Origin of the sequence: Agrobacterium sp. DSM 25558, from assembly GCF_900100825.1 — a bacterium.
Taxonomy (GTDB): domain Bacteria; phylum Pseudomonadota; class Alphaproteobacteria; order Rhizobiales; family Rhizobiaceae; genus Agrobacterium.
Map to the genome: position 1 here is coordinate 43,797 of NZ_FMUD01000029.1, position 25,256 is coordinate 69,052.

The 25,256-nt window shown below is 55.3% G+C and carries 27 protein-coding genes and 3 pseudogenes; 12 read left to right on the forward strand and 18 right to left on the reverse strand.

What is annotated here, in order from left to right:
- Positions 1 to 249 precede the first annotated feature (249 nt).
- Positions 250 to 1,146, forward strand: coding sequence for a hypothetical protein (locus DSM25558_RS20875; protein ID WP_077106606.1), 897 nt, complete (start codon positions 250 to 252; stop codon positions 1,144 to 1,146).
- A gap of 99 nt (positions 1,147 to 1,245) precedes the next feature.
- On the opposite strand, the pseudogene DSM25558_RS28520 reads toward DSM25558_RS20875, so the two are convergent.
- The 4 genes and pseudogenes from DSM25558_RS28520 to DSM25558_RS20895 all read right to left on the reverse strand — a co-directional run.
- Positions 1,246 to 1,413 (reverse strand): annotated as a pseudogene (locus tag DSM25558_RS28520) (DUF1349 domain-containing protein); the annotation flags it as partial.
- Between the two features lie 76 nt (positions 1,414 to 1,489).
- Positions 1,490 to 2,236, reverse strand: coding sequence for an SDR family oxidoreductase (locus tag DSM25558_RS20885; RefSeq protein ID WP_103660388.1), 747 nt, complete (start codon positions 2,234 to 2,236; stop codon positions 1,490 to 1,492).
- A 54-nt stretch (positions 2,237 to 2,290) separates the two neighbouring features.
- A complete protein-coding gene (locus DSM25558_RS20890; protein WP_077106608.1) occupies positions 2,291 to 2,725 on the reverse strand; it encodes a MarR family winged helix-turn-helix transcriptional regulator in 435 nt (144 codons plus the stop codon).
- A 125-nt stretch (positions 2,726 to 2,850) separates the two neighbouring features.
- Positions 2,851 to 3,420, reverse strand: a complete 570-nt coding sequence (locus tag DSM25558_RS20895; protein ID WP_065700780.1) for a peroxiredoxin — start codon at positions 3,418 to 3,420, stop codon at positions 2,851 to 2,853.
- 100 nt (positions 3,421 to 3,520) lie between these two features.
- Between DSM25558_RS20895 and DSM25558_RS28865 the strand changes: the two genes are divergently transcribed.
- The gene (locus tag DSM25558_RS28865; protein WP_159442512.1) at positions 3,521 to 3,784 is read left to right on the forward strand and encodes a hypothetical protein; all 264 of its coding nucleotides are present in this window, start codon (positions 3,521 to 3,523) and stop codon (positions 3,782 to 3,784) included.
- A 162-nt stretch (positions 3,785 to 3,946) separates the two neighbouring features.
- Complete coding sequence (locus DSM25558_RS20905) at positions 3,947 to 4,594, forward strand: HAD family hydrolase (RefSeq protein WP_065700781.1); 648 nt, start codon at positions 3,947 to 3,949, stop codon at positions 4,592 to 4,594.
- A 100-nt stretch (positions 4,595 to 4,694) separates the two neighbouring features.
- Here the strand turns inward: DSM25558_RS20905 and DSM25558_RS20910 are convergent, their stop codons facing one another.
- Positions 4,695 to 5,120 (reverse strand): GNAT family N-acetyltransferase, encoded by a 426-nt coding sequence (locus DSM25558_RS20910; protein ID WP_244554269.1) that lies wholly within the window; start codon positions 5,118 to 5,120, stop codon positions 4,695 to 4,697.
- A 138-nt stretch (positions 5,121 to 5,258) separates the two neighbouring features.
- Complete coding sequence (locus DSM25558_RS20915) at positions 5,259 to 5,924, reverse strand: GAD-like domain-containing protein (RefSeq protein ID WP_077106610.1); 666 nt, start codon at positions 5,922 to 5,924, stop codon at positions 5,259 to 5,261.
- Between the two features lie 248 nt (positions 5,925 to 6,172).
- Here DSM25558_RS20915 and DSM25558_RS20920 point away from each other — a divergent pair, with 248 nt between their 5' ends.
- The 6 genes from DSM25558_RS20920 (at position 6,173) to DSM25558_RS20950 (ending at position 10,544) form a co-directional block, all read left to right on the forward strand.
- Positions 6,173 to 6,421 (forward strand): sunset domain-containing protein, encoded by a 249-nt coding sequence (locus DSM25558_RS20920; RefSeq protein WP_371480328.1) that lies wholly within the window; start codon positions 6,173 to 6,175, stop codon positions 6,419 to 6,421.
- 600 nt (positions 6,422 to 7,021) lie between these two features.
- Complete coding sequence (locus tag DSM25558_RS20930) at positions 7,022 to 7,903, forward strand: alpha/beta fold hydrolase (RefSeq protein WP_371480330.1); 882 nt, start codon at positions 7,022 to 7,024, stop codon at positions 7,901 to 7,903.
- A gap of 115 nt (positions 7,904 to 8,018) precedes the next feature.
- Complete coding sequence (locus tag DSM25558_RS20935; protein WP_077106613.1) at positions 8,019 to 8,546, forward strand: GNAT family N-acetyltransferase; 528 nt, start codon at positions 8,019 to 8,021, stop codon at positions 8,544 to 8,546.
- Positions 8,547 to 8,964: 418 nt separating this feature from the next.
- Positions 8,965 to 9,369: a hypothetical protein gene (locus DSM25558_RS28525; protein ID WP_143240190.1), complete on the forward strand. Its 405-nt coding sequence runs from the start codon at positions 8,965 to 8,967 to the stop codon at positions 9,367 to 9,369.
- A 175-nt stretch (positions 9,370 to 9,544) separates the two neighbouring features.
- Positions 9,545 to 9,892 carry a hypothetical protein gene (locus tag DSM25558_RS20945; RefSeq protein WP_077106615.1) on the forward strand — a complete coding sequence of 116 codons (348 nt, stop codon included), beginning with the start codon at positions 9,545 to 9,547 and terminating at the stop codon, positions 9,890 to 9,892.
- A 169-nt stretch (positions 9,893 to 10,061) separates the two neighbouring features.
- Positions 10,062 to 10,544, forward strand: coding sequence for a DUF695 domain-containing protein (locus tag DSM25558_RS20950; protein ID WP_083716598.1), 483 nt, complete (start codon positions 10,062 to 10,064; stop codon positions 10,542 to 10,544).
- A gap of 144 nt (positions 10,545 to 10,688) precedes the next feature.
- Here DSM25558_RS20950 and DSM25558_RS29450 read toward each other — a convergent pair.
- The 5 genes and pseudogenes from DSM25558_RS29450 to DSM25558_RS20975 form a co-directional block, all read right to left on the reverse strand.
- Positions 10,689 to 10,835 (reverse strand): annotated as a pseudogene (locus tag DSM25558_RS29450) (IS5/IS1182 family transposase); the annotation flags it as partial.
- A 150-nt stretch (positions 10,836 to 10,985) separates the two neighbouring features.
- A pseudogene (locus DSM25558_RS20960) lies at positions 10,986 to 11,288 on the reverse strand (VOC family protein); the annotation flags it as partial.
- Positions 11,266 to 11,484, reverse strand: coding sequence for a hypothetical protein (locus DSM25558_RS20965; protein WP_077106616.1), 219 nt, complete (start codon positions 11,482 to 11,484; stop codon positions 11,266 to 11,268). The pseudogene DSM25558_RS20960 and the gene DSM25558_RS20965, both read right to left, overlap by 23 nt.
- Before the next feature lie 192 nt (positions 11,485 to 11,676).
- Positions 11,677 to 13,242, reverse strand: coding sequence for a DUF1963 domain-containing protein (locus tag DSM25558_RS20970; protein ID WP_077106617.1), 1,566 nt, complete (start codon positions 13,240 to 13,242; stop codon positions 11,677 to 11,679).
- Positions 13,243 to 13,391: 149 nt separating this feature from the next.
- The gene (locus tag DSM25558_RS20975) at positions 13,392 to 14,954 is read right to left on the reverse strand and encodes a DUF1963 domain-containing protein (RefSeq protein WP_083716600.1); all 1,563 of its coding nucleotides are present in this window, start codon (positions 14,952 to 14,954) and stop codon (positions 13,392 to 13,394) included.
- A gap of 261 nt (positions 14,955 to 15,215) precedes the next feature.
- Between DSM25558_RS20975 and DSM25558_RS20980 the strand changes: the two genes are divergently transcribed.
- Complete coding sequence (locus tag DSM25558_RS20980; RefSeq protein ID WP_143240191.1) at positions 15,216 to 15,794, forward strand: hypothetical protein; 579 nt, start codon at positions 15,216 to 15,218, stop codon at positions 15,792 to 15,794.
- Positions 15,795 to 15,921: 127 nt separating this feature from the next.
- Here the strand turns inward: DSM25558_RS20980 and DSM25558_RS20985 are convergent, their stop codons facing one another.
- The gene (locus DSM25558_RS20985) at positions 15,922 to 17,457 is read right to left on the reverse strand and encodes an MFS transporter (RefSeq protein WP_181013856.1); all 1,536 of its coding nucleotides are present in this window, start codon (positions 17,455 to 17,457) and stop codon (positions 15,922 to 15,924) included.
- 135 nt (positions 17,458 to 17,592) lie between these two features.
- Between DSM25558_RS20985 and DSM25558_RS20990 the strand changes: the two genes are divergently transcribed.
- Positions 17,593 to 18,483 (forward strand): LysR family transcriptional regulator, encoded by an 891-nt coding sequence (locus tag DSM25558_RS20990; RefSeq protein WP_077106620.1) that lies wholly within the window; start codon positions 17,593 to 17,595, stop codon positions 18,481 to 18,483.
- Positions 18,484 to 18,710: 227 nt separating this feature from the next.
- Here DSM25558_RS20990 and DSM25558_RS21000 read toward each other — a convergent pair whose 3' ends face one another.
- The 4 genes from DSM25558_RS21000 to DSM25558_RS21015 all read right to left on the reverse strand — a co-directional run bounded on the left by DSM25558_RS21000 (position 18,711) and on the right by DSM25558_RS21015 (position 22,322).
- A complete protein-coding gene (locus DSM25558_RS21000) occupies positions 18,711 to 19,832 on the reverse strand; it encodes an NADH:flavin oxidoreductase/NADH oxidase (protein ID WP_077106622.1) in 1,122 nt (373 codons plus the stop codon).
- 201 nt (positions 19,833 to 20,033) lie between these two features.
- Positions 20,034 to 20,654, reverse strand: a complete 621-nt coding sequence (locus tag DSM25558_RS21005) for a tyrosine-type recombinase/integrase (RefSeq protein ID WP_077106623.1) — start codon at positions 20,652 to 20,654, stop codon at positions 20,034 to 20,036.
- Positions 20,655 to 20,761: 107 nt separating this feature from the next.
- Positions 20,762 to 21,961 carry an MFS transporter gene (locus DSM25558_RS21010; RefSeq protein ID WP_077106624.1) on the reverse strand — a complete coding sequence of 400 codons (1,200 nt, stop codon included), beginning with the start codon at positions 21,959 to 21,961 and terminating at the stop codon, positions 20,762 to 20,764.
- Between the two features lie 4 nt (positions 21,962 to 21,965).
- The gene (locus DSM25558_RS21015) at positions 21,966 to 22,322 is read right to left on the reverse strand and encodes an antibiotic biosynthesis monooxygenase (protein WP_077106625.1); all 357 of its coding nucleotides are present in this window, start codon (positions 22,320 to 22,322) and stop codon (positions 21,966 to 21,968) included.
- A 126-nt stretch (positions 22,323 to 22,448) separates the two neighbouring features.
- Between DSM25558_RS21015 and DSM25558_RS21020 the strand changes: the two genes are divergently transcribed.
- Positions 22,449 to 23,375: a LysR family transcriptional regulator gene (locus DSM25558_RS21020; protein ID WP_077106626.1), complete on the forward strand. Its 927-nt coding sequence runs from the start codon at positions 22,449 to 22,451 to the stop codon at positions 23,373 to 23,375.
- Between the two features lie 95 nt (positions 23,376 to 23,470).
- Here DSM25558_RS21020 and DSM25558_RS21025 read toward each other — a convergent pair whose 3' ends face one another.
- Positions 23,471 to 24,346 (reverse strand): arginase family protein, encoded by an 876-nt coding sequence (locus DSM25558_RS21025; RefSeq protein WP_077106627.1) that lies wholly within the window; start codon positions 24,344 to 24,346, stop codon positions 23,471 to 23,473.
- Between the two features lie 118 nt (positions 24,347 to 24,464).
- Positions 24,465 to 25,256, reverse strand: a 792-nt coding sequence (locus DSM25558_RS28870) for a Rossmann-fold NAD(P)-binding domain-containing protein (protein ID WP_077106628.1), incomplete at its 5' end; no start/stop codon positions are given.

Genomic DNA, 25,256 nt, shown 5'->3' on the forward strand with positions numbered 1-25,256 from the left:
CGCAAGCCAATCGCGCACCACCGCACTCAAATTTGATTGGCATCGAGGGCGGTCCGCCTCCGAAACCCAATCGGCATATTCCTCGGCTTTGCAGAAGGAACTAATACACGCACATACAGTTAGACAGTCTCTACAACTAAAAATTTTATGAGGAGACTTTCCAATGGGCCGTGGCATATTACTCTGGATGCTGGGTATTCCCCTTCCAATCATCATCCTCCTCGCCATTTTTCTAAGATAGGAATGGCGATGTCATTATCTAGCGCCACGGGTGCAATGCCCGTCGAATCATCCCAGACTGCGATGTCGTGGGGTCCCATCATTGGTGGAGCCGTCGCTGCGACAGGTGTCACACTGATACTCCTGCTCCTTGGCTCGGGATTTGGTCTCACCATGGTCTCTCCATGGTCGGGAGAGAGCAGTTCGGCTGCTACCTTGGGTGTGACAGCGGCGATCTGGCTGATCGTCGTCCAATGGCTATCTTCGGCACTTGGCGGATATCTGACTGGGCGACTGCGGACGAAGTGGGCGGCCGTCCACACGGACGAGGTGTTCTTTCGCGACACCGCGCATGGGTTCCTGAGCTGGGCTCTCGCCACCGTTCTGGTCATGGGCTTTCTCGCGTCTTCGCTGACGTCTCTCGCCGGAGCCGGTGCTTCTGCCGTAGGTTCTGCCGCATCGACTGCCACCATGGCGGGAGCCGCATCGGCCGCGTCGTCGACCGACGGTGCTGATCTATCGACTTCGTATTTCACCGACGCACTTCTGCGGCCGGAACGGGTAACGGCAGAAGCGATGACAGACAACGCTGCAGCAGTGTCCGAGGTGTCGCGTATTCTCCTCCACGGCGCCGCAAATGGTGAAGTAGCTGAACCCGATCGTGCATACGTCGCCAGCATCGTTTCGGCAAGAACAGGTCTGAATGAGGCGGACGCTCGTGCGCGTGTCGATACAGTGCTCGGCCAGATCGAAGCGGCCAAGGTGAAGGCGCAGGAAGCAGCCGATACCGCACGCAAGGCAGCGGCAACCACCGCTCTCGTCGGTGCAATCTCATTGCTGGTTGGAGCGTTTATTGCTTCGGCCGCGGCAGCACTTGGCGGCAAGCAGCGTGACGACGAAGAAGACCTATTGATCTCACGCGGTTAATCAATGTCCGACAACCTATGGGGTGCCACTGGCACCCCATTGCTTTTTCGAACGTCTATGAACCGTTCGATCCGTTCCGCGAAGCGGTCAGTGGTTTTGTTAAGCCGTCAGGTCGTGAAGATCGGTCGTTATCGCCGGAACGACTGAAAACTCTGAAAACCGGACATCCAGCCCACCGCGCTCCGGTGTGCATGCTGTCAGCCCGACGAGGTAACGAGACACCTCTGGAAACGGGGCAAGACGCAGCAATGGCCACATTCTACCGTCGACCGCTCTTGGCAGCGGAAGGAGACATTGAGATGCGAAACCAGTCGGCCCGCATCCCATAATCGCTGAATGCGCATCACCAACTCTTTTGCAAAAGTTCGCCTGATGGAGCGCAGGCGTAGAAACCTGCTGTGGGTCCATATGCGTGGCTCGTTGCTAGAGCGAATGCAGGACGCGCGCCATCTTCGGGTGAGTGCCCCGCTCCGTTGCCCGTCATATCAGTCGATGTGAGGCCGGGGTCCACCGCATTGACTTTGATCCCCTCCCGATCCAGCTCCTTCGCGAGCTTTACGGTCAACATGTTCAGCGCAGTCTTGGAGGCGCAGTATCCGCCAAAACCGACCGTCCATGTTTCGCTGCGCATGTCCAGGGCGTCTGTCAGCGAACTCAGTCCGCTGCTCATCATGACAATCCGGGCCGCTGTCGATTTGCGCAACAACGGCAAGAAGGCTTGAGTGACGCGCATTACCCCGAATACGTTGGTGTTGAACATCTGCTGCATCTCATCGATTGACTCCTCGGCAAGAGAGGGAGGCGGACCGAACATGAGCCCGGCATTGTTGACCAAAACGTCGAGACGCCCCACCTCCCTCTCGACGGTTTTGGCGGCGTTGGAAACGCTCGCATCGTCTGTGACATCGAGTTGCAATGTACGGGCGTCGATCCCGTCTCCTCGCAGTTCGCCAGCTGCTAACTCCCCCCGTGAGATATCTCGGCAACCCAGCCAGACCGTGTGTCCGGCTGCGCCAAGCTGCCGCGCGATGGCGAACCCAATTCCCTTGTTTGCTCCCGTGACGAGCGCATTGGGCGATGTGTGAGTCATAATAAAGTCCCTGACCATTTCGATGCCAGAGACATACTACGAATTTCGTATTATTCAACCTTCGTATTTTGCGATTTGTTGGGTAAGCCTCAGAAATTCGGTTTGGTCAACGGGACCGAGGGCTTGAAGCATTGCTTTGCAGGAGGCTCGGTATCCGTCGACATAGCCTGCAACGGCTTCCTTTCCCTTGTTTGTGATCGTGAGAGCCACTGACCTGCGGTTTGCCTCTGGCCGCTGCCGTTCAATCATCTCCCGACGGACCAGCCGGTCAACCGAAGACGACATTGTCGTCAGAGCGACCTGAAGATGCCGGGCAACATCCCCCAGGTTACAGTCGGGATGCTCCTCGATAAAAAGAAGCGCCTGAATGTCGAGGGGGTTGAGCGAGTTTTGCATGACTGCCGCTGCCTCCGCCACCTTGAAACGACGGGTAAAGCGCTCAAAGGCGGTAGCAAGTTTTTCGATTTGTTCGGGCGTAGGTTCTGTCATTCCAGGTATTAAGCATTTCTGCTCGGAGGACGTAAGCCATATACCCTAGAATATGCATTCCTTGAATTTGTGCGATGACCGCTAATGGCGCAAAACTGACGTCTCCAGTTGGCCCAAATCGGTCATCAACCCGTTCCGGAAATGCGGTTGGCCTTCATCCAGCCGATCACTGCATCTGCATTCTTTTCCGGAGGATGTACGGGATAAATGACATGTTTGATAACACCTGCTTCTATGATCATCGTAAGCCTTTTTAACAAAGTCATGCCCCCGGCTTGGAACATTGGTAAGCTGAGGGCCGACGCGAGGAGGAGCGAGTGATCGGAGAGAAGCGGGAACGGAAGGTGAAGCCGTTCCGCAGCCTCACGTTGGTATTCCGTTGTCTGGGTCGAGAGGCCAAATAAATGCCTCGCGCCTAGCTCCTTTAATTCTGCGAAATGATCCCGGAATGCGCAGGACTGCGGTGTGCATCCTCTCGCGCCGGGAATTGCATCCCAGCCGTCGATAGCTTTGCCTCCGGGCGGGCTTGTCCGAGGATACGCGTAGACTACAGATAAGCCGGGACTGCACAGGTCCACGATGGTCCCATCGGTGGCCTGCAAAGCAATGTTTGGCACTTCCATTCCAAGCAGATGCGTAGCAACTCCATCGTCTTGCGGGACCAATTCAGCCCCGTCGTTCCCGAATTCACTCATTGGTGTCTCGTTTTTCGTTTACACACGCCGTCATCAGCCGCTGACGATAGACAATTGTCATGCCACTACAATGTCTCCATTTGGCGCTTCTGCGCCATGAATGTCGACCAAAGTCGGTCATTACGTCACCGCCGATTGCCTAAAGCAAACTCCAAATCATAAAGCCGAGCATCCAGCCGACAGAAAGTATGAAGATGGGGCGAAATATGTAAAGCCGCTGCCAATTCGTGAGATTGAGTTTTCTGACGTGTATCTTTTGATCGACCTTGAGACGATCAATCCCGCTGTCGACAGTGAAATCTCCGCCATTGTCCCTATAGAACCTGTACTCCAGAACCTGAACCATTACCTGATTGCAAAATAGCAGAGCTATAGCTGCGAGCGTTGCGGATATAACGATGATTTCCAAAACTATCACTGCTTCATACCTTTTTTTGAAAGGCCCGTAATGGCCGAGACCGGTCATGGGAGTGGACTGACACGGGCCTGTCAGGTAGATGGGGCTTGTAAATGGTAAGGAATAACGATGGCTTTGCATTTCTCCGGCGTTGTCCTCGATCTTGATGGGCTCCTTCTTGACACGGAAAGACTCCAGTTCGAAGTCGGACCAGCAGTCTTGAGGGACCTCGGTTATCACCTCGCTCCCGCCTTCTTTCGGACTCTCGTTGGAATTGACCGTACTGAGAGCGCAAGGCTGATCAATCTCGAACTTGGCGCGAGCATTGACGGAGCAGAACTCGACCGTGTTTGGAACGGAGCCATGGATGACAGAATGCGGGACGGCATCCCTTTGCGTCCAGGCGTTCATGACTTCCTAGACGCGCTTGACCAGAACCAATTGCCTCGGGCCATCGCCACGAATAGCGTAACCGCGCGGGCGGAATGGAAGCTTGAGCACGCGGGCCTTCTGAAGCGGATCGACGCGGTCGTGGGTGTTGACAAGGTTGCGCGTGGAAAACCCGCTCCAGACGTTTATGTTGCTGCGGCGAAGACCCTCAGCTTGGAGCCATCTCAATGTATAGCATTGGATGACAGCGATCTCGGCGTGCGGGCTGCGCTGGCGGCAGGCATCGGCAAAGTCATCCAAATCCCTGATCTCGTTATGAGCAAGGATTTAAGCGCTCACCATCAGGTCGATTCGCTATATGACGCCCGCACCGTAATGGGCATGTAGGATCGGGGGGCTGGCGTTGGCCTTCTCGCTGAGAGTGGTATGACCGCTTATGGCGCAACACAGACTCAATAGGTTTCGGCACAACATGGTCCTCGGTCAATCACGACACGGGATTTCGCCATTCTAATAACGCGTCTGGAATTCGTTCTTCGTTCTCAGAGCCATCCGTTTCTCTGAGTTTTACAAAGCCCTCGCGTTTATAAAAGCTGATGGCACGAGCATTTTTTTGAAACGTCCATAATTGCAAGTGCGGATAGGTCTCCTTCGCTATGTTCAATAGCCTTGCACCAAGCCTTTTTCCTACATGCGACGGCAAAACGTAAAGATGATCCAGCCATCCGTTCCTGAAGGCGCAAAATCCGACGACTTCATCCTCATCCTCGGCAAGCCAAACATCATTTTCTTGGAAAACAACGGTTCGAAAGAACACCTTGTCCTCTTCCAAAGTATGGAGTTCAGGCAGATAAGGCAGAAAGTGCTTTCGTGAATACCGCGCAACTTCCGCGACGGCGTCAGCGTCGGCCAAGCCTGCCCTCCGCACCACGAAACTCTCACTGCCCATATTCAGTGTTCCTTTATTGTTTGCGGTCTCTCGTTGATTTGGCTCTCGAACTGATATCCAAGATTGCGATGTTTGCGATTGGCGCACACGGCCTTGGGTTTGCTACCCGCCTATGACTCGCACCGGCTGAGCCGGATACGGATCATAATCCATCAACTGCATCTCATGTGCTTGGGCTAGAACGGCCATATGCGGTTTGGCATTATAAATCGCGAGGCTCGACAGAGCCCTGTTGCCACCAAACGCCAAGATGGGCTTAAATCCGTATACTTGGCCTACGGCGAGTGTTCCAAGCGTCGAGCGGGCTGTCTCGAACAGCTTTTCAGCATTGGCGTCATACTCATCAAATGTTGGATCATCGAGCATCACCAATGCGCTAGTAACGGCAATATTCGGGTCATATGTTTTTCCGCTGACCAGGGCCTGGCATGAGACATGACCTCTTACGAGATCGACGCCCACGTTCTGGTACACCTCATTCCAAAGGACCATTGATCCGAACGCACCAAATCCCAGCATATATGTCTGCTCGGGTTTGAGTTGGCTGTCTCCGTCGAAAATTTGCTTTACGATTGATGCATAGTCGCACGGGTCGCAGAACTGGAAATAACCATTCAATATCGTACCGGTCCCATGTAGCTGCCAGAACTCGATCATCGCATCTGGCACCTTGCTGCGAAAGCGTTCCACATCCGCGATGTCTTTGCCGCCCTTTGGGGCCCCAAACTCCTTGATCATCGAAGCAAGTCGCACCTGATAATTTTGCATCGTGTCTCCAGCGATGAACTTTTTTTGCAAATTCGACCTGTGGACGGTCGGCGTCTACCGCGTTGATTCAGTTCTACATAAAGCAACATTCACGCTGTGGATCGAAAGTAGACACCGCCTTTCCCTCTAAATATCACGATTGACGCGGGAGGCGCGGCAAACCAGACCGCATAAGGCGGATTTTAATGTTCCAAGCAACGCTATTTGAAGAATGCTTCCTTATACCGCGAGGTATGAGCAACTTCGGCTTGATCGTAATAGCTTCATCTGGCGTCGTATTTCTTGCCACGGGCGGATATACGTTGGCACCGCGCGAACTGTGGGACGCTGCGTGCAACATTAAAGGCAATGTCAGCATCAATTCCCGGGAGCGAATTTTCCACGTTCCCGGCCAGCTCGATTACGCCTCCACCACGATCAGGACGGAATATGGCGAGCGTTGGTTCTGTTCGGAAACCGATGCCCGTGCCGCTGGCTGGCGCAAGGCAGGCAGGTAAGCGACAGTATGTGGGGATGCGAGTGAGCTTTCTAAGAGGACGTTTTTCTAGCAGTGCCATCGTTATCGCGTTGGTTGTCGGGCTTCCTTGTGCGTACCTTTACCATCTAATCGCCACTGACGACCGTAAGGACCCGGCAAGGGTCGCCTTCATCATGAACATCAAGGAATTGCCACGGTCGGTTCGAGATATCGAATGTTCAGCAACTGCCGTCACCGACCTAATCGTAACTTGCGCGTTTAGAATTGACCCTGATGACTTTCAAAGCCTTGTGAGCGGATGGCAGTTCACGAGTAACAGGGTCTCCGGTGACGGAAGAGATTACGGTACGGACGCGAAGGTAGGTCCATCTTTCGACGCGGCGCTACGGTACTCTGTCTATCCAGAAAGCTTTAAAAGCGGTGGCCGTGTCGACCTCGTGACCAATAGAGACCAGACTTTGGTCGTGGCGAACCGATACGAGGAGTGAAATCTCCAACGACCGATTGTTTCGCGAAGCAAACATCGAGTGAGAAATCTTAATCCGGAGGGCATGTTTTTAGTCCTGATCCGTCCTCGGAACCGAGGGCTCCCTAGATGCGTATTCAAGGGAAGATCGAAATGATTGAAGGACAGACAATGGCGGATTTCTTTGAGGATTTCACGGAAAACTTCATCACGACATCGCGGGGCGAGATTCGTGTAAGGTGGGGCGGGACCGGCTTTCCCATTTTGCTCCTACATGGACATCCGAGGACGCACACCACCTGGTTCAAGGTCGCCCCTCAACTTGCACGTAACTTCACGGTGGTTTGTGCGGATATGCCTGGCTTCGGGCGTAGCTATCAGCCCGAAACCATCGCGGCTAGCTCGGGAAAGGCAAAGGCTGCGGCACTACATGAATGTTTGGTAGAGCTTGGGCACGACAGGTTCGGTGTCGCTGGCCATGATCGCGGATCATACCGTGCGTTCCGTCTCGCAATGGATTTCCCGGAAAGTGTCGCGGGCCTCGTCGTAATGGATGGTATTCCGATTTACGAGGTTTTGAACCGAGCAGATTGGCGCTTTGCGAAGGAGTGGTGGCATTGGTTCTTTTTTGCCCAGAGCGAAAAAGCGGAAGCAGCGATCCAAGCCAACCCTGACCTCTGGTATCCTCCCGACGCAGCTCTTGGTCTCCGAAATAATCTGGATTACCTCGCCGCTACTCGGAATTTTGAGGTGGTGCGCGGCATGCTCGCGGATTATCGAGCAGGGCTTGAATTCGATTATGACGACGACAGGAGTGACAAGGAGGCGGGTCGACGACTGCAATGTCCTTTGGCAGTTTTATGGTCTGTGCACGACGATATGGAACGCCTATACGGCGACCCAGCAAATCCTTGGGGCAATTGGAGCGACCAAATCGTCCTGAAGCAGGGCATCATGAGCGGCCACCACATGGCTGAAGAGGCTCCCGATGACGTTGCAAACCACATCGACAGTTTCTTCGCAGGTCGACGATAAGCGCCTGCGTATCATGCATTGCTGTTAAGGCGGCAGATGACCCGGAGGAGACGTTGCAAACCGTTGTTTCAGCATTTAGCTTCGAGATTTAATCGCCGACCACGCGAGGAGTCAGATGGGTGCAATCGAGTCAGATCAACTGGATCAGATTGAGGTTGTTAATATAACCCCGGATCACATTGAGGGATTTCATAGAGCCCTCGATACCGTTGCAAAAGAGCGAAGATATTTGACCATGCTTGAGGCGTTTCCTCTTCCTGAGACGCGGGACTTCGTTCTCAATATGATCGAAAAACGCAATCCGCATGTTGTTTGTACCGTGCAAAATCAGGTTGTGGGCTGGTGCGATATCACACGTCACTTCTTTCCTTCGCACGCGCATCGTGGAAACTTGGGGATGGGTATTATTCCCAATTACAGAGGTCGAGGTTTGGGCTACCGCCTAATGGAGGCAGCGTTGTTCGAAGCAAAACAAGCCGGACTTGTCCGAATTGAGCTGTCGGTGCGCTCTGACAACCCTCAGGCAATTGGTCTTTACGAAAAAGTCGGCTTTTTGAAAGAAGGCGTCCAAAACCGTAGTGTTTTCATTGATGGCAGTTTCTTCGATACTGTGAGTATGGCGCTCATGCTTGATAGTCAGTAAGGGCTTTTGGCGCAACGCTGCCAAGGCAGCAGTCGGCTCGAAGCAGACAATTGAGTTGTTTCGAGCAAACGTTAAGCTAAGCTCTTCCAAGTCAAATGGCGTTTAGATTTGGAGATCAAATGACAAAACATTTGCCAAGTGTTTTAGGCGGCATCGGCGCTGGCCTATCAGCGTCGCTTGCGGGTGCTCTCGACGCCACATTTTGGGTGTCATGCATTGCTGCGGGATGCGGAGGTTTCATAGGAACTTACCTCGGGCAGAAGCTCGCTGGCTAGGGGAATAAGTCAAAAGCGAAATGACGGCCGTTGGCGCAACGCTGCCAAGGCGGAAGTTGGCCTGTCGCGGACTTCCATTTCTGCCGCTAGATGCCTAGTCTTCGCCAAAAGAATGAATGCAACCGCGACCATCAGGACGCTCAATGTTAAAAAGCTCAGGCATCCACGTATTTACAGCTCTCTTCGCGACCAATGAGGAGGCCTCCGCCTTTGGGCATCCTCGCTGGGAACCAGAGCCAAGTCAGGATTCTTCGGAAGAGGAATACACGGCCTGGGAGGATCGAAACCCAATCTGGCCAATGAAGTCCGAGCTAGGCTGCTCCATCGACAACGATTTTGTTGAGATCATCTGGAAGAGCGGCAAAGAACCAGATTGGGATTATCTAGTTTCGAGGCTGGACCTCACGCAGGTGACCAAGATCAGACGCCAGACCCAGATGGCAAATACCCTTGTCTTGATTGATCATATGGCTATCGGAGGCGAACCGCCAGAGTTCATGTCCACCGGTAAGCTGACTTATCACGGGCGTCACAAAGCATCTTCATAGTAATCGTCGCAAGCGTCTCCAGGGTTGTAGCTATCCCCTTATGGTGCAAAGCTGCCAAGGCAGCATTTGGCCCGAAGCGGACAGAGCTTGGGTGCGGGGCACGTTTTTTAACACCTGTCGTTTCAATAACTCTGCTCTGTGGGATATAGAACGAAAGCAAACTTCGGAGCAGGCAATGAATGCCGACACGACGAAAGACCAACTTGACCAGAACCTCGTCGCCATTTGGAAGACCTTACAAGCGGCACAAGATGGTTCATCCCGCTTCATTGAGGGATTGATTGCCGAGATACGTGACGAAGAATTTGCCCCTGAGCAGCGTATCGCATCTGTCGGTCACGCTTGGTGGCCGTTTGTAAGAGAGGGACGCGGTATTTTCGATTTCTATATATGGAGTGGAAATCCGAAAAGAGACAGAGAGGCCAACGCGACCTTCCGGGAGCATGTCGAACAAGTTTGCCAACTGTTGAAGCCATATGATCGCAGGCAGGAACACCCGCTCTCAAAAGAGCGGCAGCTCTGAATCATAGCTCGGAAGAGCGCGGCTTGATCGTCATCAAGCCGTGCGGGCTTGTCCGCTTCTGGCGCAACTCAGCCAAGGCTGCTGTTGGCCCATTGCAATCATATGTTCTTGCCATGTTTTTCTCCCAAATATAACAATCGGCTTACCTTGTTGGCCTCGGGAGCTGCACATGAATCTCCTCATGGCGTTTTTTGCCGCAATCACGGCGTGGGTTGTGCCTATGAATTCAAGCGCGAAAGACATCTACTTCACGGCTACAGGTCAGGAAGATGGGAACGCGCTCATTTTTCGGAGCCTGAAAACTGTGCCCGCCGGGGTGCATGAGGCCGATTTACCGCACCGGGTAGTTATTCTCTGGCGCTATGAAACTGACTTGAACGGGATGCCAGATGCGGATGCTAACAGTGCGCAAATCGCATTGGAAGACGCTCTTCTGCCTTTGGATATGAACGAGATCGGCCGCCAAATGCTCGTGGTTACCGGAAACAACCGCAAGGAGTGGCTTTGGTACGTTAAGGATTTCGATAGCTGGATAGCTCAGCTTAATAAAAGGCTGTCAACGAGCCCTGCCTACCCCATCGATATTTCGCACTCCTACGAGCCACAATGGTCCTCATATAAAGATTTCATAGCCGGGGTGAGCGGCTTATAACCTGAAGTGAGAAAATGGTTCATCAGGCCTGATGTCAGCAATTGCCCGATCTCGTTGAAAAACTCAATGCAACGGGCGCGTCCGCTGTTTTCGGACTTCCGGGCAGAGTATCGATGCGTTTGCGTCCCGCGCCTGAGCTCAGGCAATCAGCGTCCGCATCATCAGTTCGGGATCGACCGAGGGACGGCCAGTGCTGCTATAGAAAGGCTTCAAATGCTCTCGAACGCTATCGATTTCGAGATGACGGTCTATTCCGCGCCACAGGTGCTCGGCGGGGACGTGATCATCAATGCAGAAGTCATAAAAGAGCTGCGCCGGAGCTGCCTAACATCCCACAGACCGGACAGATCTTAGTGGGCAGGTCCGACTTCTCACGACGCTTCGGTATCCGTACTCCAGACATTTTCCATCGATGACAAAACCTTGCCCTGCATGGCCAACTCAAGCCGACGGTAGCGTGCGCGCGGTCAGCTTGTTTCCGTCCGGATCGCGGAGATAAGCTACAAATGAGCCATTCGCGCGCTCTGACGGCGGTGTCTCGATCGACTTCCCTCCGTGGCTTGTTCCCGCGTCGTGCCATGCTTTCACATGGGCACGGCTCGGAGCGACAAGACCGATCGTTCCACCGTTGGCGACCGTCGCGGGTTTTCCATTAATCGGCGTGGTCACCATTAGTCTGCTTCCGCCATGTACGTAGACAATCCTCCCTCTGGCATCGATTTCACCGGGTCCGCCGCCAAGGGCATGCAGTCACCTGACCCGATTGCATCTGATCCTCCGTGCCAAGCAGGCCGAGCAGATCGCCGGGGTAGGCTTCGCTGCGCATGAGGAAGCTATTCGTCTCCATCCAGTCGAACAGTGCCAGGAATTCATTCGGCGACGTCATTGTGGTCGGCATCCGGTCGGCCATTGCCTGAACATATTCCAAATAAGCCTCCATAGAGTTTTCACAATCCTCTGAAACCTTCAGCGCCCTGTCTGTGCGATGAATTTCCGTTAAGCCGTTATCCCGAACCTGTTCCTAAGTTTCGCTCACCGCCGAACGCTTGATCGGAAGGGAAGACGTTGGACCTATCGCTTCTATGTCGCGATTGGATGTTAAGCCATGGCGTTCGGTTCTGATCCGTCTTACTTAACCGGAGTCGACAAATGCGAAGACTCGCGAGAAATCTGCTTGAGCGGCGTCCTCTCGATGGACCATGAAAATGTAGTCGCCGTGGTCACCGAAGCTGAAATCTGCTTCGCCCCCGGATGCGAGCTTGACCAGGATAAACCAGCCATCTGGCGCGGATATATCAGACCAGCCGTTTTTTGCTGCATGTTTCGCAGCCATCTGCTGGATCGCAGGGAGGTCGCGAACGCCACTTGTGCCGAACATCTGGTGCTGTGGTCCGTCTCCGATTTTGAAGCGATCGCTGACCGCGATGGAAAAATCCGAAGGGTCTTCGATGCCGATATCAGCATAGGCCCGCGGGTTGTTGTTGGGACCGCGCTGGCCAAAGGGAGCGCTTAATGAGCGTTCGAAGCGCAGCGTCTGCGCCGAGCGGCTGAATTCGTATTCGGAAGCGAAAGCCCTGACAATTACGCCGTCTCGGCTGAATGTCATGCGACCGGCCTCGTCAACACGAACCGATAGTCCGTCGACAGCCTGCCCGTTCGGTACAAACCGCTTGAGGTCGCTATCCCAGACGATCATCTGCGATGCCGAGATTGCCGTGCCCATCGCGTCTTCCGAAACTGTATGGGACGTGAGAGTTGCGTCCGCTGACGTGAAAAGGACGCGCCAATCCGTGTAGTCCGTTCCCGTGAACAGGGAGATCAACCCGAATGCCGGTAGCTCTTCCGGTCGATCCGGCACGTCAGCGAGATTGATCTGGGCAAGATAATTGAGGTGCAAGCCGTTGTCGTCGCGTGGCCAATCTACGTCGGTAGGAAGGTCAGGACCGCCGCCGATGCGGCTCAGTCCAGCGATGTTGGCGTCGGCGGTATCACACTCAACCATGGCAACCGTCGGCATTACGATTTGACGCAGGGCGTCACGCTTCTCCTGCAAACCAGCGTCAGTAACCGCCTCGTTAAAGCGCTCCTCGATACTGGACACAGGTGCCTTCGCTGCGGCTGCATTTTCAAAGCGTCGTTCTTCATGGTTTTGCTGGATACGGATGGCTGACACCCGCTCCATGTTGTCCTTCAGTCTTTCAAGGACGGCTGCCCGCCCGGATTCCGCCACAGCTCTTGCTCCATTCACCGCATTGCCTTCGAGCTTGAGGCGGATGGATCCTAGCAGACGCTCAAAATCGTTCTCGATCTCGACGAGCTCGGGTGCACTGACCATAGCGGTCGCGTGGTACCAAGTGGAGCCATCGGCTGACACCAGAAGTGCACGCAGACGGTACCAGTCGCGCTTTTCCTTCGTGTCCCAATCCTCGAGCCGATCCTTTATCTTGCTCATCTCGCCCGCCATGCCCGCGAAGGTGACTGTCTTTCGCTCGACGATCTTGCCGCCGTCGTCTTTAAGGCGTTCGCCGAGCCATTTTTCGGGCGACTTTCTCTCACGCTTGGAAGACCACACGCTTATCTGTGGCGAGAACGCCGTCTCCGGCTGACGACGCAATCCAATTGATCCTGCAAAGACGCGGATACTTTCAAACATCGGATTTGCTTCGATCGAGAATTCCGGCGTTTCGACCAGCTTCATATGAGACTCCCAGCGTGGACGAAGCCACTTCGATACTCGACCAGATCAGAAACTTGCGCAGTGGACACAAATGCCGTGATTCTGTCGCGGCAGGTTCTGACAATGAACGGACATGACGTCATCACTCGGCGACACCAAGGCGAAAGAGCCTAACCAGATAGGAGCACACAGCGGTCGAATCGATTGGTTGCCAAATCCGCGACAGGCACCATGATGACGAGATCGTCGGCGTCCCAAAATATCCGTCCGGTGGCTGAGCCCGCTGGTAAACGCACGAGGATAACCCAAGCCATCGGCTCACCCAGATCGCCCCAACCTCTGGACAAAGCATCCTCTGCAGCCTCCACCCGGCAGTCATGGCCACCGCGGATGGTCGCGTAGCCCAGCATCTGGTGGACTTGAGGCTGACCTTCGCCAGCCTGTCGGCCCGCTTCAGCAAGCTCGAAATCCTCATAGGCCTCGACCAGGTCGTCAATGGAACCCAGACCAGTCTCTTCTAGATGTGTCTCGGCCGCCAGAAGGTCGAATGTCCGGGTCGCGCGCGGCAGCAAAAGTGCAGATGCCGCGGTTGCCCAGCGTTCGTCAGAAAGAGCCTCGAACCTGCATCCAGGTTGACCGACAGACCAGACGGGGTCGGATGTATGGGCGAACTGCAGCGATCCGTCAGCCATGAGTTCCGCCGTCACCAGATCGCCTTCCGTATGTGGCAGCATTCCGATAGGCGTATCTGGATCAAGTTCTGCGACGATCTGCACCGCAGCGGACGATGCTTCAATGATAGCCTCCGTCATGTCGTGACGAACAAGAGACGATCCCGCTGGCGTATAGACAACATCGACCAGCAAAGCGTCATCGTGAACAAAAAATGACAATAGACCTTCATCAGGCAAAGGCCCGGTCGTGCTGCAAGCCGCTTTCACCTCAGCAAGATCGACCTGCATCAGGAACGGATGGCGCATTCCGCGCGCGTCGTCTGGCCATGTTCCCGGCACAAGATCGGGCCCGCCGCCGATGCGGCTAGCGCCAAGAGGCATGGGCTCGCCGTATGGCTGTTCCTCCAGCGCTATTGCTTCTGCGAAAAACTGCGCAACACGCGACGCCTCAGTTTCGCCCAACGCTAATTCAAACCGCTCGTCCCATTCACGGCTTGCCACACCATGCTCAACAGGGGCTCCAGGGGCATTGATCACCGTTGAGGCAGAGTGCCGCTTTTTTTCCTGCTGATGGAATTGCGACAGTAGGATCTTTTCGCCGGTCTCATCGACGCGCGCCTGCAGTCCTTGCATCAGCACCTCGAATCCCTTTTCGGTTCTATCCCTGTGGTGGGCTGACGAACGCCAGCCAAACGCCCAGAGGCGGTTGCTCCGGCCATTCACGAGGGTAAGGCCGGCTACCTCCTCGTTTGCGGCTGCGGATAAGATAATTCCTGTTGCGGTGCGTCCCTCGCGTCCGAAGAGCTGGATCGGCGCCAACTGCCAGTCTGCCGAACTCTCTGCTCCAAAGAGATCAGCAGCGATGAAGGAGAAGCGTTCGTCCAGTGACCATGGCTGGCCTTGATCGCGTACCAGAACGGATAGTGATGGACTTTTTTCGTCGCCTGGGCTCGGCTGTAAGATGAAATGTTGGGGCTCAACCGCAACGACGTGGAAGAAAGGACGCGGGGCGGTGAAGACAAAGTCCTGCGTCATCCACCGCTGTAATCGATAGGTCATGCAAATACCTCGAAAGAATATTATTACGAAGATAACGCCACACAAGTCCACGTTGAATATAGATCATACTCGTCCGTTGACTACACCCGATCAAAATTGATTCGCCCAAACCGGTCATGGTGTTCACGGACCAAGGCTTGTGCTGGCAATTAAAAAAAGGGGATATCAATTGTCATGAGAGCACGAAACCCACTGGCACTGGCCCTCTACGGTGTCATCGCTGCGATGACGCTAGGGCACGGCTCGGCATTTGGAGGAGCAATGACAAGAAGCGAGATTATCCAAAAAATCGAGGCATCTGCGCTCGAACTCGAAATAGGTTCGATTTTTGAACTAGAGTTAGGGGAACCGCCGCAAATAGATGGCGACGAATATACAATCACCCCGGAAGGCTCTCAGCAATTCGCAATGGATGGTAGTGGCGGGACGTTCAACCTGATGCCAGACGGAAGAATTCTTCTCATCGACTCCGAGGGATCATTTGGGATAGTTGCGTCCGATTTTAAAGAGCTGGTCGCTATAGCCACAGGCTTACCAAGCTGGCGGGACGCATTGAGGTTTGTTGGCGAACCAGATTTACGGCAAGCGCGAGCCTCCTGGGCTGCCTACGTTCAACAATGGGGCTTGGGCGAGGCATTGAGCAAGCCGTGGCCATATGAGTCCGGAGGCTATTCTATTGCCACGCCCGGCGCTGCAAGGGAAGCTATTCGAAAGCGGCTCCATGTCGAAGCTTCCGCTGATCCCTTCGCGGTGCTCTACCGAGCAGTTAACGAGCTAAATGATGGGGTAGCTGTTTCCTGGCAGGGCGAACCGCTCCTTCTCTTTGGGCGTCAACGCTAGACTCGTCCCTTATGCCGCCGAGCAGGCTCTCGGCATAAGGGAGCCTTTCAACGGCGCAATGACCACTGTTGGCGCATTGCCGCCAAGGCTGCATTTGGCCCGAAGCGGACAAAATATTGTCCGGCAATTATTCCATTAAGCTAATGGCTTTCTGCTCGGCCGCGCTGCCGTTAATACCGAGATGTTTGGGCAATAGAACAAGGATCGTGATGGCGCATATCGCTGTTGTCGCGGCAAGCCACCAGCACAAGGTCGCGAATGCCGCTTGATAGGCATCCTGCAGACTGCTGGTGCCGATTCCTGGAGATAGGACACCTGCCGAAACCAGGTCCCCAACAGCGAGGCGCTGTCCGATATCGCTCAACGCCGAGGATGACAGACCCGTGGTCTCGCCAAGCTTCGCCGCGATTAGTGCCGATAGCGCCGCGCTGACGATCGCAAGAGCAATACCCTCTCCGGCAACCCGCACGGTACTGAATATTCCGGTGGCCATTCCCGCACGCTCAATGGGCACGACACTGACCGACAGGCCATCCATCAGTCCCCACGGCAATCCAGCGCCGATGCCGATCATCAACATCGGTAAGACAAGCGAGCTGCCATCGTTTGCGCCGACTTCGGCGAGCCAGACAAGGCCGACCGCGGCGATCAGAAGGCCAATGGCAGACAGGATGCCCGGCGACACGTTGCGAGCCAATACCGTCGCGATGAAAGGCATGATCAGCATAGGGGCCGACAAACCAAGCATCAGGACGCCCACCGTGATTACGTCGAGTTGCTCAATCCCAATCAGACGCAAGGGAATGACGACTAGCAGAACAACGAAACAAGCGCAGGTGGCGACAGGCAGAAGCTGCACACCTATGAAACGCGGATAGCGAAAGAGCGACAAGTCCAACATCGGCCGCTGCACCCGGATTTCGACTAGGACAAACGAGGCCAGCGAGATGACGAATCCCAGACCTAAAACCGTAAAGCCGATCGCGTTGAGGGAAGGCAATTCGATCATCGCGACGGTGAACAGCGTCAACATCAGGGTAAAACACGTCGCTCCCATCCAGTCGAGGCCTGCCGCATTCGGGTCTACCGTTTCGCGCATCCGCGGCGGCCCGAGGACTAGCGCCATGAGGCCGATCAATCCTCCGGCTAGAAAGATCGCGCGCCATCCGACCGTCTCGATTAGCAATCCGGTGATGATTGGTCCGAACGCGAGGCCGACTCCGAAAGTCGTTCCGAGGAGACCAAAGGCCCGTGTTCTGGCGTGGCCATCGAATTCCTGTGCAAGCGCCGCCGTCCCGCCCGCCAGGGCCGCGGCGGCTCCCACGCCCTGGCAGGCCCGCAGCACATCGATGAGCCAGACTGCATTCGCCAGCCCGAGGGCAAAGGAGAATCCAACAAAGAGCGACAGGCCCGTCAGAAAGACGCGACGCCTTCCATATTTGTCTGCCAAAGCGCCCGCAGCCATTAGCAGGCTTCCGAAAGTGAGCATGAAAGCGTTCGTGATCCAGATCAACGCTTCCGGCGAGCCACCGAGGTCTTGCCCGATCACGGGTGTGGCTACTGCGCCGGCAGAGAAGCTGAGAGGCAGTGTCAACGCAGCAAGACAAACGGCCGCCAGCACCGAATGCCGGGCGGTGGATGATTTTCGGGGTGTATCAGTCATGGAAACTCCAGTGCAGGACAGTGGCACCGCGATGATCTGGTATCGCAGCGATCCAATCTTGCAGTCAGAGCGTATAGTTCGATAATCCTTCTCTTAGTAGTTTCATTGCGGACTAAATTTCGTTAATCTAATCCGATGGATAAATTGAGCGAAATTGATGCTTTCGTCCGGGTCGCAGAACGCCTGAACTTTGCCAAGGCCGGACAGAGCCTCGGGCTGTCACCGTCTGCCGTCGGGAAAAGCGTTGCTCGGTTGGAAGCCTCTTTGAATGTCCGCCTGTTCCACCGAACCACGCGGCAGGTCTCTCTAACGGATGAAGGCGCGATGCTGTTCGAGCGCTATCGAGCCATACTGGCCGACCTGCGCGATACGCATGAGGCGGTCAAGATCAATTGCGGTTCACCGAGCGGCAGCTTGCGCGTGACGCTGCCGACGATCGGCTACCGATTTTTGCTGCCCATCCTTCCCGAATTTCGCAAACGTTATCCGCGGATCGATTTGGAGCTCGATTTCAACGACAGGCAGGTCGACCTGATCGAAGGCGGATTTGACGCAGCCATTCGAAGCGGTGACTTGCGCGATTCCAGCCTGATGGCGAGACGGCTGGGGCCTTTTCGGTTTGTCGTCTGTGGATCGCCAGATTACTTTCGGCGGATGGGCAGGCCTTCACATCCCGACGACCTGCGTAAACACGACGCATTGCGTTTTCGATTTCCGACATCGGGCAAGTTTCAGGAATGGCGTCTGGCAGACGGAGACAACCGCCTCCAGAGCATGACGGTCGCTCTCACTTGTGGAAACATGGAGGCGATCAGGGCTGCCGCGATCGATAGCCTTGGCCTCGCTTATATGCCAGAGTTCCTAGCGGCCGATGCCATTCGCGAAGGCCTGCTACAAACGGTGCTGAGCGACAGTCTGGCGGCACCAGGCCATTTCTCCATCCTCTGGCCGTCGGCGCGATTTATTACACCGAGGCTGCGCGCCTTTATCGATTTCGCAGCGGAGAAGCTGTTTACGGAAGTCTAATTGATGATGCCAATCGCCATGTCTTATTGGCGCAGAGCGGATAACCGCATGTGGCCCGAACCGGTCATTGATGGTCGCATGCTATGGTCCAGTTTTTGGGCCTCCCACGGCCCAAGAGCGGCCACTACACAGGAGATATTCCACGGCTCCCAGCAATTCGCATTACGGACAACCGGCGTTCATCAGCAGTTCTACTCCGCACCGCCACATTCGATCATGGCGAAACTTCATTGAGGAGAGGAAAGGACGCGATCACGTTCAGCGACTTGACGGGTCTGGACCGGCCAAAGAGTGTAATCTCCGCCGAGTTCGCGATTGGCATGTAGCGGCCAGTTGGGGTCGTTGAGCGCGCCGCGCGCTAAAGCTATAAAATCTGTATCGCCGTTCTCAATGAATGCTTCGGCTTCTAAGGCATCGCCTAATAGTCCTACTGCGATAGTCGGGATACCGGCACCTTGTTTTACCGCCTTAGCGAAGGGGACTTGATAGGCTGGAGCGGACCTAATGCGGCCCTGAGCAAAGCCGCCGCTAGAGCAGTCGATAGCATCAACACCACGTGCCTTCAGTTCCGTGGCCAGTGCAACGCTGTCATCCACCTGCCAGCCGTCGGCATTGTTGTCACTGACCGAGAGGCGAACGATGAGCGGTTTTTCGGCTGGCCACACGCTGCGGACGGCTTCGGTGACTTCCAGAACTAGCCGCATTCGATTTAGTCGGCTACCGCCGTATTCATCAGTTCGATGGTTGGCGAGCGGCGACAGAAACTGATTAAGCAGGTAACCATGCGCGGCATGGATTTCAACCGTGTCAAAGCCTGCCTGGTTGGCGCGCGTAGCAGCCGCAGCGAATCCGTCGATCACGCGGCGTATGCCGTCTCTGTCGAGTGCTTTGGGAACCTGATAGTCAGCGTTGGTTGGGTCGTTGGATTGAGCGCTCGGCCCTACGGGGGGCCAGTGCTCGAAACCAACAGCGCGGCGCTGCTCTTCTGTCGCGGGCTGATCTGCCTCATCCCGCCAAACCGGCGTCGAGGCTTTGCGACCTGCGTGGCTAAGTTGAATGCCCGCGGCGGCACCCTGGCCGTGCAAGAAATTCACGATCCGGGCAAGCGGGGCAATGTGCTCGTCCTTCCACAGCCCCAGGTCGGCATACGAAATGCGCCCTTCGGGCAGGACCCCTGTGGCCTCAATCAGAACCAAGCCGAAGCCTCCGATTCCGAAGCGCCCCAGATGCACGTAGTGCCATTCATTGGCAAAGCCATCCTGCGCCGAATATTGGCACATCGGAGAAACGATTGTTCGGTTGCGAAGCGTGACACCGCGCAAGGTGACCGGGGAAAAGAGCTTGGACATGAGGGCCACCAGATACAATTGGAAGGAATACGCGCCCACATGCGCATCCCGTAGCCGCCTTGGCAAGCCCCGATAAGCTGATGCAACGCGCCCGGCCAAGTCACTTTGGCATGCCCCTGGTTGCGACTGTCGCCATCGGTTAACATCCGCTATTGGCGCGAGAGAGACCACCGGCTAGTGCCGATGGCCATGAGCCGATAGCTATAGCTCAATCTGCTCAGCAATTCTAAGGGCGTCGTCGACTTCGACGCCAAAGTAACGGACGGTGCTTTCCAGCTTGGTATGGCCGAGCAAAATCTGGACGGCTCGAAGGTTGCCCGTCTTCTTGTAAATCTGCGCTGCCTTGGTTCGCCTCATGGAGTGGGTGCCATAGGCATTAGCGTCAAGCCCGACGGATGCGACCCAGCGGTGGACAATCCGAGCATATTGCCTAGTGGACAAATGATGCGACATCTTCCTACGGCTTGGAAATAGATAGCTGCCGCCATTCCTCCGAAGGAAAGGGAGCCACGCCACGAGCGCGATCTTGGTCTGTTCGGTGACCTCGAACTGCACGGGCCGCTTCGTCTTCTTTTGGATGATGGTGGCTCGATCTCGGATCGAACTACCGGACCATAAGTCCTCAACCTTCAGCTTGACGAGGTCACAAGCGCGAAGCTTGCTGTCAATGGCGAGGTTGAAGAGCGCCAGTTCCCGGATCGCGCCGCTCATCTCTAGTCGAACCCGGATCGACCACACATTCTTTGGTTGCAGTGGGCGCTTCTGCCCCACCAGGATTCCCTTGTTCCATGGATATCGATTACGCAGTACGGCGGTGTCCATATCAAAGCCTCCGCCACTCCTCCCACCGCGTCGCCTCCGTCAGGCAGCCGGACTATAGTATATAGCACGCTCGTCGCTGTGTGGGCCCGAAGCGGAAGAAGAAGTAGCTAATTTGGGGAAAATGCCCTGTCTTTTGCGAGAAACGCAACGCCGTAGGCAAGCAACAACAAGGCCAAGACAGACCAAGAAATCCAGCCAGTTCCAGAGTATTCAAGCAGTAGGCCACCGACAATGCCACCCCCTGCAATCGCCAAATTCCAGGCCGTCACGATCATAGACTGTGCTACATCAGAAGCTTGCCCGGAGGCGGTTGCGGCTGCCGTCTGGAACAATGTGGCAGCACCACCAAAGGCCAGTCCCCACACGCAGGTTGCCAGCCAAAACAGTTCTGGCACATCGCCCCAGAGGCCAAGTATTAACGCAGCCGCTCCGAAAAGCATGATACTTGCCAGTACAAGTTCACGCAGCCATCGACCGATCAGATATCCGACAATACCGATCCCTGCTATTGCCGTTAGCCCGAACACCAGCAGCACGACGTCGAGTTTCTGGGCTAATCCTGGGGGAACCACAAGCGGCGCGATGTAGGTGTAGAGGATGTTGTGCGCTAGAACGAACAGCAAGGTTACAGTCAACACCGACTTTATTCCGCAGATTGCCAGTGTGCCCCTTATGGAAGCCCGGCCGTTGACCGTGGTGCCTGAATAACTGGGCACCTTCGCACATACCCAGCCGATCAGGACTACAGTCAGCGCGGTCATGACTGCAAATGTGCTTCGCCAACCGATGGACGACCCTATCAGGGTTCCAGCAGGAATGCCCAGCGACAAGGCCAGGGGTGTACCCACCATCGCAACAGCTATAGCACTTCCTTTAAGCCGAGCCGGTACCATGCGGGCTGCATATCCGGCAATCATTGCCCAAAGCAGGCCTGCAGAAACGCCCGCAAAAAAGCGTGCCAGAAGCATAATCTCGTAGCTTCCCGTGATCGCCGTCACCGTATTGACCACTGCAAACCCGGCTATCGCACAAAGGAGAAGAGGCTTGCGGGGAATATGCTGTGTAGCAGTGGTGAACGGAATGGCCGCCACCAGCGAACCGATGGCATATACAGTGACGAGTTGGCCGACTGCGGAGGGGCTTACCGCTAGGTCTGCGCTCATCTGTGGCAGAAGTCCTGCTGGCAGGGCCTCCGTCAAAATGGTGATGAAACCAGCCATTGCGAGGGCCAGCAACGCCGCCATTGGCAATTTATTGTCATCTGGCTTTAGGCACGTTGTGCGCTCGTCTGGGATCAAAGATGACATGTGTTCAACCTGCCTGCTCGAGTTTTGGCAGAACCAGATCGCCGACACTATATGTGTGGAATTCGCTGGTCGAGACCGTCTCCAGCTTGCGGAATTTTTCAACGAACACCGGGTCGGAAAAGAACTCGTCAACGTTGCCTGCCCCTTGGATAGCTTCAATGTTGACCACCGTCAGTCCGTCCGTGCTCTTGGCGAGATTGCTCCAGAGAAACCCAGGCTTTCTTTCTGCTACGTAATGGACGACCTCCTGAATAATTTGGAACGCTTCCTCCTGCTTGCCTGGAAGGGCATGAATGACGTTGACGATGAACGTGGTTGGCTCTGGCGAGATGGCAAATCCGGCGGGGGATTTCGTATCCACTGTGTGTTCCTCTCATAAAAAGTCGGCGTCGATTGCCGTGCCACACTGGATATCGACTTCGCGATAAGCGATAAATGGTCGCGTATTCTGATGAGATCGGAATATTTTTCCTTAATAAGGATCGGTATGGATAAGTTAGGAACTCTAAGCATCTTCGTCCAAACCGCTGAGGGCGGCAGTTTTGTTGCAGCCTCTCAACGATTGGGTCTCTCCAGCTCTGCAGTTGGCAAGGCAATCGCGCGCCTTGAACAAGAGATGGGTGTGCGCCTTTTCCATCGGTCGACACGCAGCATGACGTTGACAGAGGAAGGCAGTTTTTTCCTCGATACCTGTCGGCGCATCCTATCTGAACTGGATGCGGCACAGGCGCAGCTTTCAAGGTCCCAAAGCGTGCCTCGCGGCCTGTTGCGCGTGAGTTTTCCGCTAACGGGAATGCTGTTGATGCCAGCGATATCGGCGTTTATGAAAGCTTATCCCGAAATCAATCTGGACCTTGATTTTACTGATCGCTTGGTTGATGTGATCGAAGAAGGGTTCGATGCCGTTGTCCGGACGGGTGACGTGCGTGACACACGGCTCATGAGCCGAAAACTTGGTTCATTCACTCATCGTATAGTCGCTTCACCCGCCTATCTCAAGGAGGAAGGCGTGCCGCAAGTCCCCGAAGATTTACTGCGTCATCGTTGTATGCATCACAGATATGCCAACTCTGGCAAACTCGAGCCGTGGCCGCTGTCAAAATGCGGCAAAGAGCTGCGCGTCGGGCTGCCGATGACGACGATAGCCAGCACACTTGAACCGCTTATCCATCTTGCTGAGAACGGCTTTGGCGTAACGTGCTTGCCACATTTCGCAGTGGCTCAACAGATCGCAGAAAGAAAGCTGATCGCAATACTCGAAGACTTCACCGCAGAGGCGGGTGTCTTCCGCGTCCTTTGGCCAACAAGCCGCTACCTATCGCCTAAAATCCGCGTGTTCGTGGACTTCATGGCCGACAATCTGTTCGCGTTAGAGAAGCTACCCCGGCATGTAGATGGGGATAAAGCTAACTAGATTTTCGGCTGCCGCAATGTCTCCTGTTGGCGCAACGCTGCCAAGGCAGCAGTTGGCTCGAAGCTGCCATGCGTTTGATCCGATATGGTTTCAGCTCACCCCCTGAACAGCGGAAGCGTTCTCAACGAATCCGACAACTTGATCACGCTCCACGGAAGATATTCTGCTATTGCAAGACCGACAATATCGGTCTCCGCGTCAACGGCGTGCAGAATTGCGGCCACGTCTTCGAACCGCATTCGGCCTTTAGCGACACCATCGAACGCACCGGGTCTGGATGAGGGATCGTTAAACAGGAGATAGTCGTAAAGCGACGGGTCGAGGACATCGAGATCGAAGTGGACGGCAACTTTCGTAGCGCCCGAACGTCGAAGCCAATCGAGCACAGGCTGAACCGATCCATCGAGATCTTCGGGACTTAATCGCGTCATGCCATTGCGGGAGATGAAATCGGTCTCGTACGGGGTTGTCTCGGTCAGACCCACGTAAAGCACCCTATCACCAGTGACGGGACGGGGAACTGCGGCGGCGAATTCTTCGTCGCCAATTCCCATCAGGATGGCAAGCACATGGGCATGAGCGTGGTTGAATTCCTCTGCGGTCATGACGTCAGGATGAGCATCGATCCAGATGACAGCGAGTTCGTCACCATACCGCTCACTGAGGTGCGCCGTTGGAGCAAGGTTTACGAGGCAGTCACCTCCCAACGTCACAATCGCCTCTGGATCGTGCGGTGCAATTGCTGCGCGAGCAGCGTTGAGGTTATCAAGGAGCGCCGGTCGTGACTTGATGCCATGATCCACCGAGCGGTTATCATCACGTGGATTCGCTACTGCGACAGTTTCGACAGGTCCGCGAGGATCCGGCGCTATCGCCGCCAGGACACGCGCGCCAACTTGGTAGCCGGGATGGTCGCCGCCCTGCCATTGCGGAAGATTGAGCCTGAGGGTTTTTGTCGGATCGATTGCCATATGTGTCACCTTCGCTGCCCACCGGCACCATTTTTCATATCAACTGAACGACATAGATAAGGATGTCGAACCAACGTTCCAATATCTTCAGTAGTGGCCCTCAAGCGGAGCCAACCAGCTATCGATTCAATTCAACCCCATGATCGGCGGCAAGCGACGTGGTGATCTCCCAAAGTTTCGTTGCCTTAACAGGATCGAATGCCAGCGGCTCTGGTGTCCATGCTTTGGGTTTGCGGAGAACAGTCCCCTTTAGGTCTCGTGCCGAACTCCTCACGAGAGCGGTGACCGCGTTCCGGGCAGACATTTCCGGCTTTGTGCCGATCAGGCCGAGAAACCGCATGATCAGAGGCATCTTCGGATCGAGCATGGCCCTTGTCTTGGTGGGTCCCACGCACACTGCCGTCAACGTCACTGGACGATCCACCCAGAGCCGCGTTGCCTCCTGAATATGAAGGAAACTAAGCGCATGACTGCCGAGCGCCGATTTGAAGAAGCTCCATTTACTGCGTTCGTATTGAAGGTCATCGAGATCAGGCAATTGTTTCTCACCAACGCTGCCGGAAATATGGATCACCCGTCCATCACCCGAGGCTGACAACGCCTCGACCAGCAGGCGATTCATCATCCCGCGTGCCAGATATTGCAGGGCGAATGTGAACTCCAAACCGTCAGAAGTCAGGTGCTTTCCGCCATGCGCGCTCATGGCGGTGTGCAGCACGCCGTGAAGCTCCGGCTTCCAGGCGAGCACACCATCTGCCGTTGCCTTTACTCCTGCGACCGTCGAAAGGTCGCCCCGCAGAAAGTCGGCAGAATGTGCGCCTGCTTGTATAAGCCGTGAAACGGTCTCCGAGCCCGCTGCACCATCGCGTCCGACCACGAGAACATTGGCATGGCGGCGAGCAATTTCGGT